Below are 15,389 nucleotides of genomic sequence, written 5' to 3'. Positions count from 1 at the left end.
TGCAAGCGACAGCGCGCGTCGCGAACGGGCCATTATGCGGGGATTTGCACCGAAACTTGCCGAAAACAAGGATTTCCATTGAACTTTTGGCCAAGCTGCGTGTTGATGTCCGTGTCATGTCCGATCCGCGTCTGAGCCTCAAGGAGATGTGCGCGAAATTCGACGTCACGCCGCGCACGCTTCGTTACTACGAATATATCGAGCTGCTCCACCCCGAGCGCGACGGACGCGCGCGTCTTTACGGCCCGCGCGAGATCGCGCGCATGACGCTGATCCTGCGGGGGCGGAAATTCGGCTTCAGCCTCGAGGAGATCCGCCAATGGCTGATGATGTACGAGGACGAGGGCAGCGGCGCGCAGATGCGGAACTGGATCGCGCTTGCCGACAAGCAGTTGCGCGAACTGGCCGACCAGCGCGAACAGATCGACGAGGCGATCGAGGAGTTGCAGAAGCTGCGCGACGAAACCGCCCGTGCGCTCGACCTCTAGCCGAACCCCGGCCAAAGTGACGTGACGTCGGACTTACGTCAACGTCACTTTCTGTTGTAACCTCCCCCCATGAGCATACATGTCCCGCTGACGACGCATCCTGGGGAAGGGGCCGACATGACCGCCGAAACGATGACCATCCGTGAAATGTGTGACGCCTTCGACGTCACGCCGCGCACGCTGCGCTTTTATGAATCAAAGGAACTTCTCGCTCCGATCCGCGAGGGGCAGAAGCGCCTGTTCACCCGCCGTGACCGCGCCCGGCTCAAGCTGATCCTGCGGGGCAAGCGGTTCGGTTTCAGCCTGGAGGAGATTCGCCAACTTCTCGATCTCTACGACGCGGGCGACCAGCAGCACACGCAGATGGTGCGCACCTACGAGCTCGCCGCCGAGCGGCTGCGCGACATGGAGGCGCAGCGCGCCGAACTGGACGAGGCCATCGGCGACCTGCGCGGGCAGATGGAATGGCTCGAACGGGTGCTCGGGTCGCGCGACGAAACGAGGAACGCCGCCGAATAACGGCGCAACCAACCGCCAAGACAGGGAAAAGACCGATATGCCCAGCTATGCCGCGCCCACCAGGGACGCCCAGTTCATCCTGCACCACGTCCTGAACGCCCCCAAGGCGGATATTCCGGGCTATTCCGAGCTCGAGCCGGAATTCACCGCCGCCGTGCTGGACGAGGCCGGCAAGATCGCGGCCGAAGTGCTCGCCCCGCTCAACCCCGTGGGCGACGCGGAGGGCTGCACGCTCGAGAACGGGGTGGTGCGCACGCCGACCGGGTTCAAGGCGGCCTTCGACCAGGTGCGCGAGGGCGGCTGGCCGGGGCTCGACCTCCCCGAGGAATTCGGCGGGCAGAACATGCCCTATCTGCTCAACACCGCCGTGGGCGAGATGTTCTCGGCCGCCAACCAGGCGTTCACCATGTACCAGGGCCTGACCCACGGCGCGGCGAGCGCGATCCTCGCGCATGGCACGGATGAGCAGAAGGCGAAATACCTGCCGAAAATGACGTCCTGCGAATGGACCGGCACGATGAACCTGACCGAACCGCATTGCGGCACCGACCTTGGCCTGATGCGCACGAAGGCGGAACCGCAGGATGACGGATCCTACGCGATCAGCGGGCAGAAGATCTTCATCTCGGCCGGTGAGCACGACATGGCCGACAACATCATCCACCTCGTGCTGGCGAAGATCCCCGGCGGGCCCGAGGGGATCAAGGGCGTGAGCCTCTTCATCGTGCCGAAATTCATCGTGAACGAGGATGGCTCCCTCGGCGATCGCAACGGCGTGAAATGCTCCAAGCTCGAGGAGAAGATGGGCATTCACGGCAACGCCACCTGCGTGATGGATTACGACGGCGCGAAAGGCTGGCTTTTGGGCGAGGAACACAAGGGCATGCGCGCCATGTTCACCATGATGAACGAGGCGCGGATCGGTGTCGGCATGCAGGGGCTCGCGCAGGCCGACGTGGCCTATCAGAACGCGCTCGCCTACGCGAAAGAGCGGCTTCAGGGCCGCGCGGTCACCGGCGACGAGAACCCCGATGGCCCCGCCGATCCGCTGATCGTGCATCCCGACATCCGCCGCGCGCTGATGGACCAGAAGAGCTTTGTCGAGGGGGGCCGCGCCTTCCTGCTCTGGGGGGCCAAGATGATCGACCAGTCACATCGCGGCGGCGACGAGGCGGCCGAGGGCATGGTTTCCCTGCTGACCCCGGTGATCAAGGGTTTCCTCACCGACGAGGGGTTCGACATGACGATCCTCGCCCAGCAGATCTATGGCGGGCACGGCTATATCGAGGAAACGGGCATGTCCCAGTTCGCCCGCGACGCGCGCATCGCGATGATCTACGAGGGCGCGAACGGGGTGCAGGCGCTCGACCTCGTGGGGCGCAAGCTGGCGCAGGACGGCGGCAAGCATGTCATGGCCTTCTTCGACATGGTCAAGGATTTCTGTCGCGAGAACGACGGCGAGGCGATGACCGATTTCGTCGTCCCGCTGAAATCCGCGTCGAAGGATTTGCAGGCCGCGGGCATGTTTTTCATGCAGCACGGCATGAAGAACCCGAACGCGGCGCTGGCGGGCAGCTACGATTTCATGCATCTTTTCGGGCATGTCTGCCTTGGCCTGATGTGGGCGCACATGGCGCGCGCCGCGCTGGCGCAGCTTGCCGCCGGGGATGGCGATCCGGCCTTCTACGAGGCCAAGCTCGCGACCGCGCGCTATTACATGGCCCGCCGCCTGCCCGCGACAAGGACGCATCTCGCGCGGATCGAGAGCGGCGCCGAGCCGGTAATGGGGCTGGACGCGGATCAATTCTAAAGGAGAGGGTTGGGGGGAAACCCCACCCTACGGGGGACCGAGATGCCGAAACGCTTTCGCCTGACGCGCCGTTTCAACGCGGCGATGACCGAAGACGGGTATCGCCGGCTGCGCCGCTTCGCGCAAGAGGCCGGCCTGGACGAAGGCGAAGCGTTGTCGTTTCTTTTCGAGAACTTCGATTCCGTCATCGACGAGGACACGTTCGGGCATCGGCTGCGCATCTTCAACTCCGAGCTCGAGGCGCGCAAGAAATGACCTCTGCCTGGATGACCGATGAGCACAGGATGCTGGCCGAGATGACGGCCAGCTTCATCGAAAGCGAATGGGCGCCGCATTTCGAACGCTGGCGCAAGGCCGGGCAGATGGATCGCGAGACCTGGACCCAGGCGGGCGAACTGGGGCTTCTCTGCCCGTCCATTCCCGAGCAATACGGCGGCGCGGGCGGCGATTTCGGGCATGAGGCGGTGATCCTGATGGAAGCGCCGCGCGCCAACCTCGCCAGCTGGGGCAACCCGATCCATTCGGGTATCGTGGCGCATTACATCCTCGCCTACGGGACCGACGAGCAGAAAAAACGCTGGCTGCCGAAGATGGTGAGTGGCGACCTGGTCGGCGCGCTCGCCATGACCGAACCCGCGGCCGGGTCGGACGTGCAGGGCATCAAGACGAAGGCGCTGCGCGACGGCAATTCCTATCGGCTGTCGGGGCAGAAGACCTTCATCACCAACGGCCAGCACGCGGAGCTCATCATCGTCGCGGCCAAGACCGACCCGGCGGCGGGCGCCAAGGGCGTGAGCCTCGTGGTGGTCGAAACCGAGGGCGCCGAGGGTTTCGCGCGCGGCCGCAACCTCGAGAAGATCGGCTGTCACGCGGCGGATACGTCCGAGCTTTTCTTCGACAACGTCGAAATCCCGCCCGAGAACATCCTCGGCGGCGAGGAAGGGCGCGGATTCTACCAGATGATGGAGCAGCTTCCGCAGGAACGGCTTATCATCGGCTGCGGCGCGGTGGGCGCGATGGAGGGCGCGGTGGAGCGCACGGTTCGCTATTGCAAGGAACGCGAAGCCTTTGGCGGGCCGCTGACGCAGTTTCAGAACACGCGATTCAAGCTCGCCGAATGCTTGACGCGCACCAAGGTTGCGCGCGCGTTTCTCGATGAGTGCATCGCCGAGCACCTTGAAGGAAAGCTCACCGTCGAGAAGGCGGCGATGGCGAAATACTGGCTGACCGATACGCAATGCGACGTGCTCGATGATTGCGTGCAGTTGCATGGCGGCTACGGCTACATGCAGGAATACGCGGTGGCCGAAATGTGGGCCGATGCACGGGTGCAGAAGATCTACGGCGGCACGAACGAGATCATGAAGGAACTGATCGCGAGGGCGCTGTGATGAGCACCGTGACGCCTGGCCCCGCACGTGGAAGCCTCCGGCGGGAGTATTTGAAGAAAGATGAAGCGGCAGGTCCACCCCGCCACCCGGCACACATGCTGCACGCGGGGCGGCGGGGCTTCACCTTTCGCGGTCATCGGCTCTCCAGCCTGTACCGCGCGACCACCATGCACGCATTAACGTTAATGGGCGGTGAATCAGTCCTCGCTTCATCTTTCCAAAAATACTCAATTCTCCGCCCGGCCGCGGGCGCGGCATCGAAAGGAAGCGCATGACCATGGAACTCCATTGCTTCGGCGAATCCGGCAACGCCTACAAGGCGGCGCTCGCCCTCGAACTGTCGGGGCTCGACTGGGAGCCGGTTTTCGTCGATTTCTTCGGCGGCGCGGCGCGCAGCGACAATTTCCGCGCCCTCAACGTGATGGGCGAAGCGCCCGTTCTCGTGGATGGCGACGTGACACTCACCCAGTCGGGCGTGATCCAGCACTACGTGACGGAGAAGACCGGCAAGTTCGGCGGCGCGACTCAGGACGAGGCCCGCGAGGTGCTGCGCTGGGTGCTGTGGGACAACCACAAGCTCTCGAGCCAGGCGGGCATGACCCGGTTCCTGATGAATTTCCTGCCCGAGGACAAGCGCCCGGCCGAGGTGATCGGCTTCATGCAGGGCCGGCTCAAGGCGGCCTACGGCACGCTCGACGCGCATCTCGCGGGGCGCGACTGGATCGTGGGCGACGGCGTGACGAACGCGGACCTGTCATGCTGCGGCTACCTGTTCTATCCCGAACCGTTCGGCTTCGACCGGGCGGAGTGGGCCAATATCGACCGCTGGCTGTCCAACATCGAGGGCCTGCCCGGCTGGAAACACCCCTATGACCTGATGCCCGGTTCCCCGGCGGACCGCGCGTGACCAAAGGAGAGCAGACATGACAGATGCCTATATCTACGACGCCGTGCGCACCCCGCGCGGCAAGGGCCGCAAGGACGGCGCGCTGCACGAGGTGACCGCGGTGCGGCTGTCCTCGGAAGTGCTGAACGCGCTGAAGGACCGCAACGGGCTTGACGGCCCCGCGGTCGAGGACGTGATCTGGGGCAACGTCACGCAGGTCAAGGAACAGGGCGGCTGCCTTGCGCGCACCGCCGTGCTGGCCTCCGATCTCGACGAGGCCATTCCCGGCCTCGCCGTCAACCGCTTCTGCGCGTCTGGCATGGAGGCGGTCAACCTCGCCGCGAACCAGGTGATGGGCGGCGCCGGTGACGGCTATATCGCCGGCGGGGTCGAGATGATGGGCCGCGTGCCGATGGGCAGCGACGGGGCGGCGATCGCCGTCGACCCGAGCGTCGCGATGGAGACCTATTTCGTGCCTCAGGGCATCAGCGCGGACATCATCGCGACGGAATACGGGTTCACCCGCGATCAGGCCGACGCGCTCGCCGTGGAAAGCCAGAAGCGCGCCAAGGCCGCGTGGGATGACAAGCGGTTCGCGAAGTCGATCATCGAGGTGAAGGACCAGAACGGACTCACGATCCTTGACCGTGACGAATACATGCGCCCGGGCACCGACATGCAGGCGCTCGGGTCGCTCAACCCCAGCTTCCAGCAGATGGGCGAGGTGATGCCCGGCTTCGACGCGGTTGCGAAGCTGAAATATCCGCACCTGGAAAAAATCAACCACATCCACCACGCCGGCAACTCATCCGGCATCGTGGATGGCTCCGCCGGCGTGCTGGTGGGGTCCAAGGCCTTCGGCGAGAAATGGGGGCTGAAGCCCCGTGCGCGCATCCGGCAGACCTGCAAGATCGGCACCGATCCGACGATCATGCTGACCGGCCCTGTGCCCGCCACACGCAAGATCCTCGCCGACAGCGGCATGGAGATCGGCGACATCGACCTCTTCGAGGTGAACGAGGCCTTCGCGAGCGTGGTGCTGCGATTCATGCAGGCCTTCGATGTCGATCCCGATCTGGTGAACGTCAATGGCGGGTCCATCGCGATGGGGCATCCCCTGGGCGCGACGGGTGCGATCATCATCGGCACGCTGCTGGACGAACTGGAGCGGCAGGACAAGGAAACCGGGCTCGCCACGCTCTGCATCGCGTCAGGCATGGGCGCCGCGACGATCATCGAGCGGGTATAAAGGGAGATGTCAGACATGACCGATTTCACGATGGAAAAAGACGCCGACGGCGTTGCGATCATCACCTGGGACACCGAAGGTAAATCCATGAACGTGATGAACCAGCAGGGGTTCATCGATCTGGACGCGCTGATCGACGACGCGCTCAGCGACGACGCGGTGAAGGGGATCGTCATCACCTCGGGCAAGGAAGGCAGCTTTGCCGGGGGGATGGACCTCAACATCATCGCGAAGATGAAGGAAAGCGCGGGCGACAATCCCGCGCAGGGCCTCATGGACGGGCTGATGCAGACCCACGCGGTCCTGCGCAAGATCGAACGCGGCGGCATGGACGAGCGTAACAAGGGCGGCAAGCCCATCGCCGCCGCCCTGCCCGGCACCGCGCTCGGCATCGGGTTCGAGATCCCGCTGGCCTGCCACCGCATCTTCGCCGCCGACAACCCGAAGGCCAAGATCGGCCTGCCCGAGATCATGGTGGGCATCTTCCCCGGCATGGGCGGCACCACGCGGCTGGTGCGCAAGATGGGCGCGATGGCGGCCTCGCCCTTTCTGCTGGAAGGCAAGCTCCGTGACCCGAAGAAGGCGAAACAGGCCGGGCTGATCGACGAGGTCGTACCAGCCGATGAACTGCTCGAGCGTGCCCGCGAATGGGTGCTCTCGGAGCCCGATATCGTCAAGCCGTGGGACGAGAAGGGCTACAAGATGCCCGGCGGCGCGCCCTATCACCCCACCGGTTTCATGACCTTCGTGGGCGCCTCCGCGATGGTCAACGGCAAGACGCAGGGCGCGTTCCCGGCGGCCAAGGCGCTGCTGTCGGCGGTCTATGAAGGCGCGCTCGTGCCCTTCGACACCGCGCTGAAGATAGAGGCGCGCTGGTTCACCAACATCCTGATGAACCCCTCTTCAAGCGCCATGATCCGCTCGCTCTTCATCAACAAGGAGGCGCTCGAGAAGGGCGCGAACCGGCCGGACGCGCCGGACCAGCGCGTGAAAAAGATCGGCGTCATCGGCGCGGGCATGATGGGGGCGGGAATCGCGCTCGTCTCCGCGATGGCGGGGATGGAGGTCGTGCTGATCGACCAGAAGCAGGAGGCCGCCGATCGCGGCAAATCCTACACCGCCGACTACATGGACAAGGGCATCAAGCGCGGCAAGGCGACCGAGCAGAAGAAGGCCGAGACGCTGGACCGCATCACCGCCACCACGGTTTACAGCGCGCTCGCCGGCGCGGACCTCGTCATCGAGGCGGTGTTCGAGGATGCGGGCGTCAAGGCCGAGGTGACGAAGGAGGTGCTGCAACATGTCGGCGACGACTGCATCTTCGCCACCAACACCTCGACGCTGCCGATCACTGAGCTTGCGAAGGCGTCCGACAACCCCGAACAGTTCATCGGCATCCACTTCTTCTCACCCGTGGAAAAGATGATGCTGGTCGAGATCATCAAGGGCCGGGAGACCGGTCCGCGCGCGGTGGCCAAGGCGCTGGACTACGTGCGCCAGATCCGCAAGACGCCGATCGTGGTCAATGACGCCCGGTTCTTCTACTGCAACCGCTGCATCATCCCCTATCTCAACGAGGGAATGCGCATGGTGGCCGAGGGCGTGGCCCCCGCCCTCATCGACAACGCCGCGCGGCAGCTTGGCTTTCCGGTGGGACCGCTGCAGCTTGTGGACGAGACGTCGATCGAGCTTGGCGCGAAGATCGCGCGCGCTACGAAGGCGGCGATGGGCGACGATTACGCCGATGCCGATGTGGATGAGGTCATCTTCTGGATGGAAGGCGAAGGCCGGCTTGGTCGCAAGGCGGGCAAGGGGTTCTTCGAATACGATGAGAAGGGCAAGCGGCTTGGTTACTGGGACGGGTTGAGCGCGAAATATCCGCTAGCGAAAGAGCAGCCCGACCTTGCGACAGTGCAGCATCGCCTGATGTTCGTGCAGGCGCTGGAGGCGGTGCGCGCGCTCGAGGAGGGCGTGCTCGAGGATATCCGCGAGGGCGACGTGGGCGCAATCCTCGCCTGGGGCTTCGCGCCGTGGACCGGCGGGCCGTTTTCCTGGCTCGACATGCTGGGCGCGCCTTATGCGGCGGAACGCTGCGACGCGCTGGCCGAGGCGTTCGGCCCGCGCTTCGCCACCCCCGCGCTCTTGCGCGAGATGGCGCAAAAGGGGCAAGGCTTCTATGCGCGGTTCGGGCAGGAACCCGCAGCGGCCTGACCGACGCGGCTTCTTCGGGCCTGCCGGCTGCGCAGGCTCGAAGGGCGCCCCGGCGCCGTCAGGCGATGGCCACACCCGCGCCCGCCGGCAGGTCTTCGGGCAGGTCCGGCCAGCCCGCGCAGGGCAGGACCGGCCCGGGCGCGCCGAGAAACGCGGTCAGGTGTAGCGCCGCCTCGAGCGGCAGGATCTTGTAGACCTCGCCTGCCTCCTCGTCGCTCAGCGCGCGGTCGAGGAGGTCCGTCTTGCACGGGCAGAGGAACATCGCCCCGCTATTGGCAAAGACGATCTGTTCGCTGTCAAAGCGCAGCACCGTCACCCGCGCCCGTTGCGGCGGCACGACGCGGGTGCAGCCGCGCACGCCGTCAAGCGCGCGCACCGGGATCAGCGCGAACGGATCGCCGAACAGCTTTTCGGCGGCGTCCAGTTCGATCAGCACCGACTGGTCCGGCATCAGGTATAGCACGTCGCGATTTCCCAGGACGCCCGCCGGAACCTCGTAGGGGCGCATCATCGGCGGGCATGGCCCGTCCTCGCCCCAGAGCGGCGTGCGATTCACCTCGCGCACCTGCTGGAACCCGGCGTCGAAGGTCAGGATGTCCATGCCGACCTGCACGTCCTCGATCGGGCACCAGCCCGCGCGGCTGGCGACGCATGTTCCGGTGATCAGGCCCCTCATTTCGGCCATGCGCAGCGGCGCCGGGCCGTATTCCTTTCTTTCGTTGTAGAACATTCCCTTGTCCCCTTGAAAGCGGCCCCTGGCAGCAGACCGTCGTCCAGTAAGGAATCATTAACCAGGCCTAGATATGCCCAAAAAAGGCCGGAAACGTGTCATTATGCACGTCTTCCCGACAGACGGCGACGCCCGCGCCGATTGATCCCGGCGCGGAAACAGTCAAATTCGCGCAGTTGACGTCAGAAGCGATACCCGAAACGCGCGATGTCCGCGGCGCAAAGCGCGGCGATCCGCTCGGCCCCGGCATCGGTGTAGTAGTGGCGGTAATCCGCGTCCCGGCGCGAGGCGTTGACGCGCGGCAACTCCAGCGTGAACCCCAGATGCGCCCAGAGCGGGGCGGCGTCTTCGGCCAGACGCTCGATCCGCAGGTAGGCGGAAGCGCGCTCCACGCCCTCGGCGTCGGTCATGTAATGGGCGTAGGGGTGGCTCTGCAGTGCGTATTCGGTCATCGGATGGGCGATGAAATCAGCGAACCCCACCTGCCCGGCCAGCCGCACCGCCGGATGGTCGAAGCGCTGGTCGCGCAGCCAGTGGTAATAGCTCACCATCCGGTCCCAGGGGTTGCGCACCAGCGTGAAGGTGAAGGCCCGCGCAATCTGCGCGCGCGGCGTCAGCGCGTCGATATCCGCCAGTGTGGAATGTTTCCACAGCCGTCCCGCCGCGCGCGCGCCCTTCAGCCGCCCGCGCCGCCGCTTCGCTTTCGGGGTGTCGCCGATCAGTATGTCGTCCTTCATCGCCCGCCCCTCGAGCGCCAGCGCCATCGCGGTCCCGCCGGTCTTGGGGATATGCACGAAAATGTAATTGCGCCCGGCCGAAATGATCATGCGATAGTTCTAGCCGCGGCTTGGCGGAGGCGAAAACCCTTTTGCGCGCGCGGCGAAAGGCAATAACCTCGGACTGCCCGGGTGCCGGGCAGAATCGCCGCATGAAAGGGGGAGCGCATGGGCTGGATGAAGGATGAGACCGGACTTGAGCGCTGCGCCGCGAATTTCGCGCCGCTCACGCCATTGTCGCACCTGCGCCGCGCGGCGGTCCTCTATCCCGATCTCGAAGCCTGCGTCTATCGCGATATCCGCCGCAGCTACGCGGAGTATCACGAGCGCTGCACGCGGCTCGCCTCGGCGCTGGCCGGGCTCGGCGTGGCGCCGGGCGACGTGGTCTCGACCATCATTCCCAACCTGCCGCCCCAGGCCGAGGCGCATTTCGGCGTGCCCGCCTGCGGCGCGGTGCTCAACACCATCAACACGCGGCTCGAGGCGGATACCGTGGGTTACATCCTCGGGCATGGGGAGGCGCAGGTGGCGCTGGTCGACACCCAGTTCATCCCCCTCGTCGAGGAAGCCATCGCGCAGATGGAAGGCGACGGCCCGACCGTGATCGAGGTGGCGGACCCGCAGGCGGGCCACCCGCCGACCGGGCGCTACACGGAATACGAGGATTTCATCGCCGGAGGCGACCCGGCCTTTGACTGGATCATGCCCGAGGACGAATGGGAGAGCCTCGCGCTCAACTACACCTCGGGCACCACGGGGCGGCCCAAGGGCGTGGTCTGCCATCACCGAGGCGCCTATCTGATGACGATGGGCACCGCGATCAGCTGGCACATGCCGCGCCGGGCGCGGTATCTGACGATCGTGCCGCTTTTTCACTGCAACGGCTGGAACCACACCTGGATGCTGCCGATGCTGGGCGCCACGGCGATCTTCTGCCGCGACATCACGGCGCGCGCGATCTACGACGCCATCGCCGATGAGGGCGCCACGCATTTCGGCGGCGCGCCCATCGTGCTCAACACCCTCGTCAACGCCAGGGACGCCGACCGGCGCGACTTCGACCACGTGGTCGAGGTCTTCACCGCCGGCGCCCCGCCCCCCGCCGCCACCCTGCGCGCGATCGAGCCGCTGGGATTTGCCGTCACCCAGGTCTACGGGCTGACCGAAACCTATGGCCACGTCACCGAATGCGAATGGCGCAGCGAATGGGACGTCCAGCCCGAAGAGGCCCGCTACGCCATCAAGGCGCGCACCGGCGTGGCCATGCCGATGATGGAGGAAATCGTCGCGATGGACCCCGAGAGCATGACCCCGACCCCGATGGACGGCGTCGCGCAGGGCGAGATCATGATCCGCGGCAACGCGGTGATGAAGGGCTATCTCAAGAACCCCGAAGCGACGGCCGAGGCGTTCCGCGGCGGCTGGTTCCACTCGGGCGACATCGCGCGGCAACATCCCGACAGCTATCTTCAGATCGCCGACCGGGCCAAGGACATCATCATCACGGGCGGCGAGAACGTCAGCTCGGTCGAGGTCGAGGGCGTGCTGATGAGCCATCCGGCGGTGTCGCTCTGCGCGGTGGTGGCCAAGGCAGACGACAAGTGGGGCGAGGTTCCCTGCGCCTTCGTGGAACTGAAGGAGGACGCGGAGACGGACGAGGCCGCGCTCATCGCCTTCGCGCGCGACCGGCTCGCCGGGTTCAAGACGCCCAAGCGCGTGATGTTCGAGGACCTGCCCAAGACTTCGACCGGCAAGATCCAGAAATTCGAACTGCGCAAGCGCGCCGCGGAGGTCTGAGCCGAATTTTCGCGAAAATTCTCCTCGGCCTCACCGGCCACGCGCAATTGAGCGGTGTCGCCGCGCGTGCTACCGTGCCGCAAACGAGGCAGGGCAGGCCCGCAGGGACATGACAGCACTTCGCGAATACGACCGGCTCGAGGCGCCGGGCCTCTGGCGGGCGTCGCCGGACGCGCAGCGCACGGACGTCATCGTCTCGATCGGGGACGCGACGCTGACCATCTCGGACATGCGCGACAGGCCGCTCGCCCATTGGTCGATCCCCGCGCTGAGCCGCGCCAATCCCGGCCAGCGACCGGCGATCTATCACCCCGACGGCGATCCGGGCGAGACGCTCGAACTCGGGACGGACGAGGACGACATGATCGCCGCGCTCGAACGGCTGCGCAGCGCCGTAGCCCGGCGCCGGCCGCGACCCGGCCGGTTGCGGCTGCTGATGATGCTCGGCTCGATCCTGGTCGTCGCCGCGCTGGCCGCGTTCTGGCTGCCCGGCGCGGTGCGCGAGCACGCAGTTTCGGTCGTGCCCGGCGTCAAGCGCGCCGAGATCGGGCGCGCGCTGGAGCAGGAGATGCAGGCCGTGACCGGTCCGCCCTGCCATGCGCCCGGCGGGATCGGCGCGCTCGCCAAACTCTCCGCGCGGCTGCCTTCGGGCACCGGCGGCGATCGGCTGGTCGTGGTGCGCAGCGGGGTTACGGGCGCGATCGGGCTGCCGGGCGGGACCATCCTGCTGGGGCGCGCGCTGATCGAGGATCACGAGGAACCGGATGTCGTCGCGGGCTATATCATCGCCGCGCGCATGCGCATGCGCGCGCATGATCCGCTGGGCCGGCTGCTGTCGCATGCCGGGCTGGTCGCCGCGTTTCGCCTGTTGACCACCGGGCATCCCGGCGAAGAGGCGTTGCGCGCCTACGCGCAGGCGCTGCTCACGTCGCCCCCGCCCCCGGTCTCCGACGAACTGCTGCTGGACGGGTTCCGCAACTGGCGGGTGCGCGCGACCCCTTACGCCTATGCGCGCGACGTCTCGGGCGAGACAGTGCTGCCGCTGATCGAGGCCGATCCGTTCCGCGACGAAGCGCCCGAGCCGGTGCTCAGCGACGGCGACTGGCTGCGCCTCCAGGGCATCTGCGGCGGCTAGGTCCGGCCAGCGAAAGGGCCGGCGCATCTTCATGCGCCGGCCCCTTTCCGTCAGAACCGCATCTCTCCTAATTGCGCGCCACCGCGTTGCCGAAGCCCGCGCCGCGCGTCCGGCTCAGCGCCGAATCGAGCTGCGCCTGGCTGTTGAACGGTCCAGCCAGCAGAAGGCTGTAACTCTGCCCGTTGCGCGTCATCGAGCCGAGCCGCGCGGGCAGCCCGAGGGACGAGATCCGCCCGGCGGCCTTCTGCGCCTGGGCGCGCGTGGTGTAGACGCCCGCCTGCACATAGCGATGGCTCGGCGCGGCGCTCGACCGGGTCGAGACGACCGCCTTGGGCGCCGGCGCGGGCGCGGCGGCCGTGGCGTGGCCCGCCGCGTGCTTCTTCGCATAGACGGGAGACACGTTCGCGCGTCTCTGCTGGGCGTAGCTGACATAGGGATACATCAGGCCGGGGTAGTCCTGCGTGACGACCCGCCCGGTTTCGCGCACGATCAGGCGGCGCGGCACGGTCTTGGTCCACATCAGGTCCATCTGCGCCTTGCCGGCGAAATCCTGGTGCCCCCGGTGCGGGTTGAGCCGCCCGTCCATCCACACGCGCTTGTAGCCTTCGGGCACGCCGTTCAGCCCGCGATAGCTTGCGACCTGTCTTTCATAGACATGTTTCGGGGCGATCCGGGTCCGGGGCGTCACCCGCACGATGCGCGTCGCCGGGGCGGTGTCGATGACCGGCGGCTGATAGACCGGTGCGGCATGGCGCGGAGCCGGGACCGGCGCCGGCGCCACGCGGCGGGGCATGACGGAGGACGTGCGCCCGTAGGTCACATGCGCGTCGGTCTGCGGGCCGCAGCGCACCCTGAAGCCCGGACGGCCCGCGGTGTAGCGGTTGGAGAGGGCGCTGCGCCCGGGGCAACCGGCCGATTGCACGACCCGGCGTTTCCGCGGCGCGGGGCTGGCGACGGGCTTGGGCGCGGGGGCCGGCGCGACAAGGACCGGCGCCGCGGCCCGGCGACGCACGACCTTCGGCGCGGAAGCCGGGGCGGGTGCGTATACCTTGCGCACAACGCGCTTCGGCGCGGGTTTCGGCGCGGCGGCCGCGGCGGGCGCGGATACCTTGCGAACCACGCGCTTCGGCGCCGGTTTCGGCGCAGGCGCAGGCGCGCGCGCCTTGCGCACCACCGGCTTGGCGGCGGGCGCGGGCGTGGTGACGGGGACGGTCGCGCGCACCGTCTTCTTCGGCGCCGGTTCGGGCGCGGGGGCCGTCGCCGCCGTCTGGGCCGGCTGCTGCGCGGGCGCAGCGCGCTTGGCCAGCGTCGGGGGATAGCCGCACAGCACCTTGCGGCTGCGCGACACGCGCGGCACCCAGGTCACGTTGCCGTCGATCCCGGCGCGGATGAAGACGCAGCCCTTGCTGTCGACATATTGGCGTCCATCAAAGGACGCCGGCGGATACTCGGCCGGTTCTCCGGCGTCGGCCAGGGTCTTGGCCTGGACGACGCCGAGCGCGCTGGACGCGGCGATGACGGCGAGCGCGATAACTCTGGTGATTTTCATTTTGCCCCCACAAGATGTAGGGAAACTCTGCCTTAATTCTGCCACATAGTAAACAGGCAAGCAGGCTCGAAACGCCTCGAATTATACGCGTCCGCAGGACGGCCGGCCACTGCGCGCGGCGCTCGCGCGGCGCGTCACGGGCCTTCGTGCGAGACGCACTGCCGCGCGCGCAGGGGCAATGGCCGCGCGTTCACTTGGTGCCGAACATCCGGTCCCCGGCATCCCCCAGCCCCGGCAGGATGTACCCCACGTCGTTCAGCTTCTCGTCGAGCGCGGCGGTGACGATGGGCACGTCGGGATGCGCCTCCTTCATGCGCGCCACGCCCTCGGGCGCGGCCAGCAGGCAGAGAAAGCGGATATCGCGGGCGCCGGCCTCCTTGAGAAGCGAAACGGCGGCCGCCGAGGAATTGCCGGTCGCCAGCATCGGGTCCACCACGATCACCAGCCGCTGATCCAGCAGGTCGGGCACCTTGAAGTAATACTGCACCGGCTTCAGCGTCTTTTCGTCCCGGTAGAGCCCGACAAATCCCACCCGCGCCGAGGGGATCAGCTCGAGCATGCCGTCGAGCAGCCCGTTGCCGGCCCGCAGGATCGAGATCAGCGCCAGCTTGCGCCCGGCGAGCGTGGGGGCGTCCATTTCCTGCATCGGGGTTTCGATCGTTTTGGTGGTCATCGGCAGCTTGTCCGTGACCTCGTAGGCGAGAAGCTGGCTGATCTCGCGCAGAAGCTGGCGGAAGACGACGGTGGGCGTGTCCCTTTCGCGCATGATCGTCAGCTTGTGCTGGACGAGCGGATGCTTGATGACGGTCAGGTGGTCTTGCATGGGCGGTCCCTCCGGTCTGGCGCTG

The 15,389-nt window shown here is 66.8% G+C and carries 14 protein-coding genes; 10 read left to right on the top strand and 4 right to left on the bottom strand.

The window, feature by feature from the left end; translation table 11 throughout:
* Positions 1–116: 116 nt before the first annotated feature.
* The 8 genes from D6850_RS03280 (at position 117) to D6850_RS03245 (ending at position 8,554) form a co-directional block, all read left to right on the top strand.
* A complete protein-coding gene (locus D6850_RS03280) occupies positions 117–488 on the top strand; it encodes a MerR family transcriptional regulator (protein WP_121163741.1) in 372 nt (123 codons plus the stop codon).
* Positions 489–605: 117 nt separating this feature from the next.
* Positions 606–1,007 (top strand): MerR family transcriptional regulator, encoded by a 402-nt coding sequence (locus tag D6850_RS03275; protein ID WP_121163739.1) that lies wholly within the window; start codon positions 606–608, stop codon positions 1,005–1,007.
* A gap of 37 nt (positions 1,008–1,044) precedes the next feature.
* Positions 1,045–2,817 carry an acyl-CoA dehydrogenase C-terminal domain-containing protein gene (locus D6850_RS03270; RefSeq protein ID WP_121163737.1) on the top strand — a complete coding sequence of 591 codons (1,773 nt, stop codon included), beginning with the start codon at positions 1,045–1,047 and terminating at the stop codon, positions 2,815–2,817.
* Positions 2,818–2,859: 42 nt separating this feature from the next.
* The gene (locus tag D6850_RS03265; protein WP_121163735.1) at positions 2,860–3,072 is read left to right on the top strand and encodes a hypothetical protein; all 213 of its coding nucleotides are present in this window, start codon (positions 2,860–2,862) and stop codon (positions 3,070–3,072) included.
* Complete coding sequence (locus D6850_RS03260; RefSeq protein WP_121163733.1) at positions 3,069–4,208, top strand: acyl-CoA dehydrogenase family protein; 1,140 nt, start codon at positions 3,069–3,071, stop codon at positions 4,206–4,208. The genes D6850_RS03265 and D6850_RS03260 overlap by 4 nt, the downstream gene beginning before the upstream one ends.
* A 271-nt stretch (positions 4,209–4,479) precedes the next feature.
* The gene (locus D6850_RS03255) at positions 4,480–5,115 is read left to right on the top strand and encodes a glutathione S-transferase family protein (protein WP_121163731.1); all 636 of its coding nucleotides are present in this window, start codon (positions 4,480–4,482) and stop codon (positions 5,113–5,115) included.
* A gap of 16 nt (positions 5,116–5,131) precedes the next feature.
* Entirely contained in the window at positions 5,132–6,343 is a 1,212-nt protein-coding gene (locus tag D6850_RS03250; RefSeq protein WP_121163729.1) for an acetyl-CoA C-acetyltransferase, read from the top strand.
* A 15-nt stretch (positions 6,344–6,358) separates the two neighbouring features.
* On the top strand, positions 6,359–8,554 hold the full coding sequence (locus tag D6850_RS03245) for a 3-hydroxyacyl-CoA dehydrogenase NAD-binding domain-containing protein (RefSeq protein ID WP_121163727.1): 2,196 nt from the start codon (positions 6,359–6,361) through the stop codon (positions 8,552–8,554).
* Positions 8,555–8,612: 58 nt separating this feature from the next.
* Here D6850_RS03245 and D6850_RS03240 read toward each other — a convergent pair whose 3' ends face one another.
* Complete coding sequence (locus tag D6850_RS03240) at positions 8,613–9,284, bottom strand: Hint domain-containing protein (protein WP_121163725.1); 672 nt, start codon at positions 9,282–9,284, stop codon at positions 8,613–8,615.
* A gap of 182 nt (positions 9,285–9,466) precedes the next feature.
* On the bottom strand, positions 9,467–10,111 hold the full coding sequence (locus tag D6850_RS03235) for a sulfotransferase family 2 domain-containing protein (RefSeq protein ID WP_121163723.1): 645 nt from the start codon (positions 10,109–10,111) through the stop codon (positions 9,467–9,469).
* 117 nt (positions 10,112–10,228) lie between these two features.
* Here D6850_RS03235 and D6850_RS03230 point away from each other — a divergent pair, with 117 nt between their 5' ends.
* Together D6850_RS03230 and D6850_RS03225 are read left to right on the top strand one after the other, a co-directional pair.
* Positions 10,229–11,857: an AMP-binding protein gene (locus D6850_RS03230; RefSeq protein ID WP_121163721.1), complete on the top strand. Its 1,629-nt coding sequence runs from the start codon at positions 10,229–10,231 to the stop codon at positions 11,855–11,857.
* Positions 11,858–11,966: 109 nt separating this feature from the next.
* On the top strand, positions 11,967–12,992 hold the full coding sequence (locus tag D6850_RS03225) for a M48 family metalloprotease (protein ID WP_121163719.1): 1,026 nt from the start codon (positions 11,967–11,969) through the stop codon (positions 12,990–12,992).
* Positions 12,993–13,059: 67 nt separating this feature from the next.
* Here the strand turns inward: D6850_RS03225 and D6850_RS03220 are convergent, their stop codons facing one another.
* Together D6850_RS03220 and upp are read right to left on the bottom strand one after the other, a co-directional pair.
* Positions 13,060–14,541, bottom strand: coding sequence for an SPOR domain-containing protein (locus D6850_RS03220; RefSeq protein WP_121163717.1), 1,482 nt, complete (start codon positions 14,539–14,541; stop codon positions 13,060–13,062).
* A 190-nt stretch (positions 14,542–14,731) separates the two neighbouring features.
* Positions 14,732–15,364: a uracil phosphoribosyltransferase gene (gene upp, locus D6850_RS03215; RefSeq protein ID WP_121163714.1), complete on the bottom strand. Its 633-nt coding sequence runs from the start codon at positions 15,362–15,364 to the stop codon at positions 14,732–14,734.
* Positions 15,365–15,389 lie beyond the last annotated feature (25 nt).

It is taken from the genome of Roseovarius spongiae (genome assembly GCF_003651245.1).
Classification (GTDB): Bacteria; Pseudomonadota; Alphaproteobacteria; order Rhodobacterales; family Rhodobacteraceae; genus Roseovarius; species Roseovarius spongiae.
Note: the sequence above shows the minus strand (reverse complement) of the source record. Positions and strands in the feature narration are given on the sequence as shown.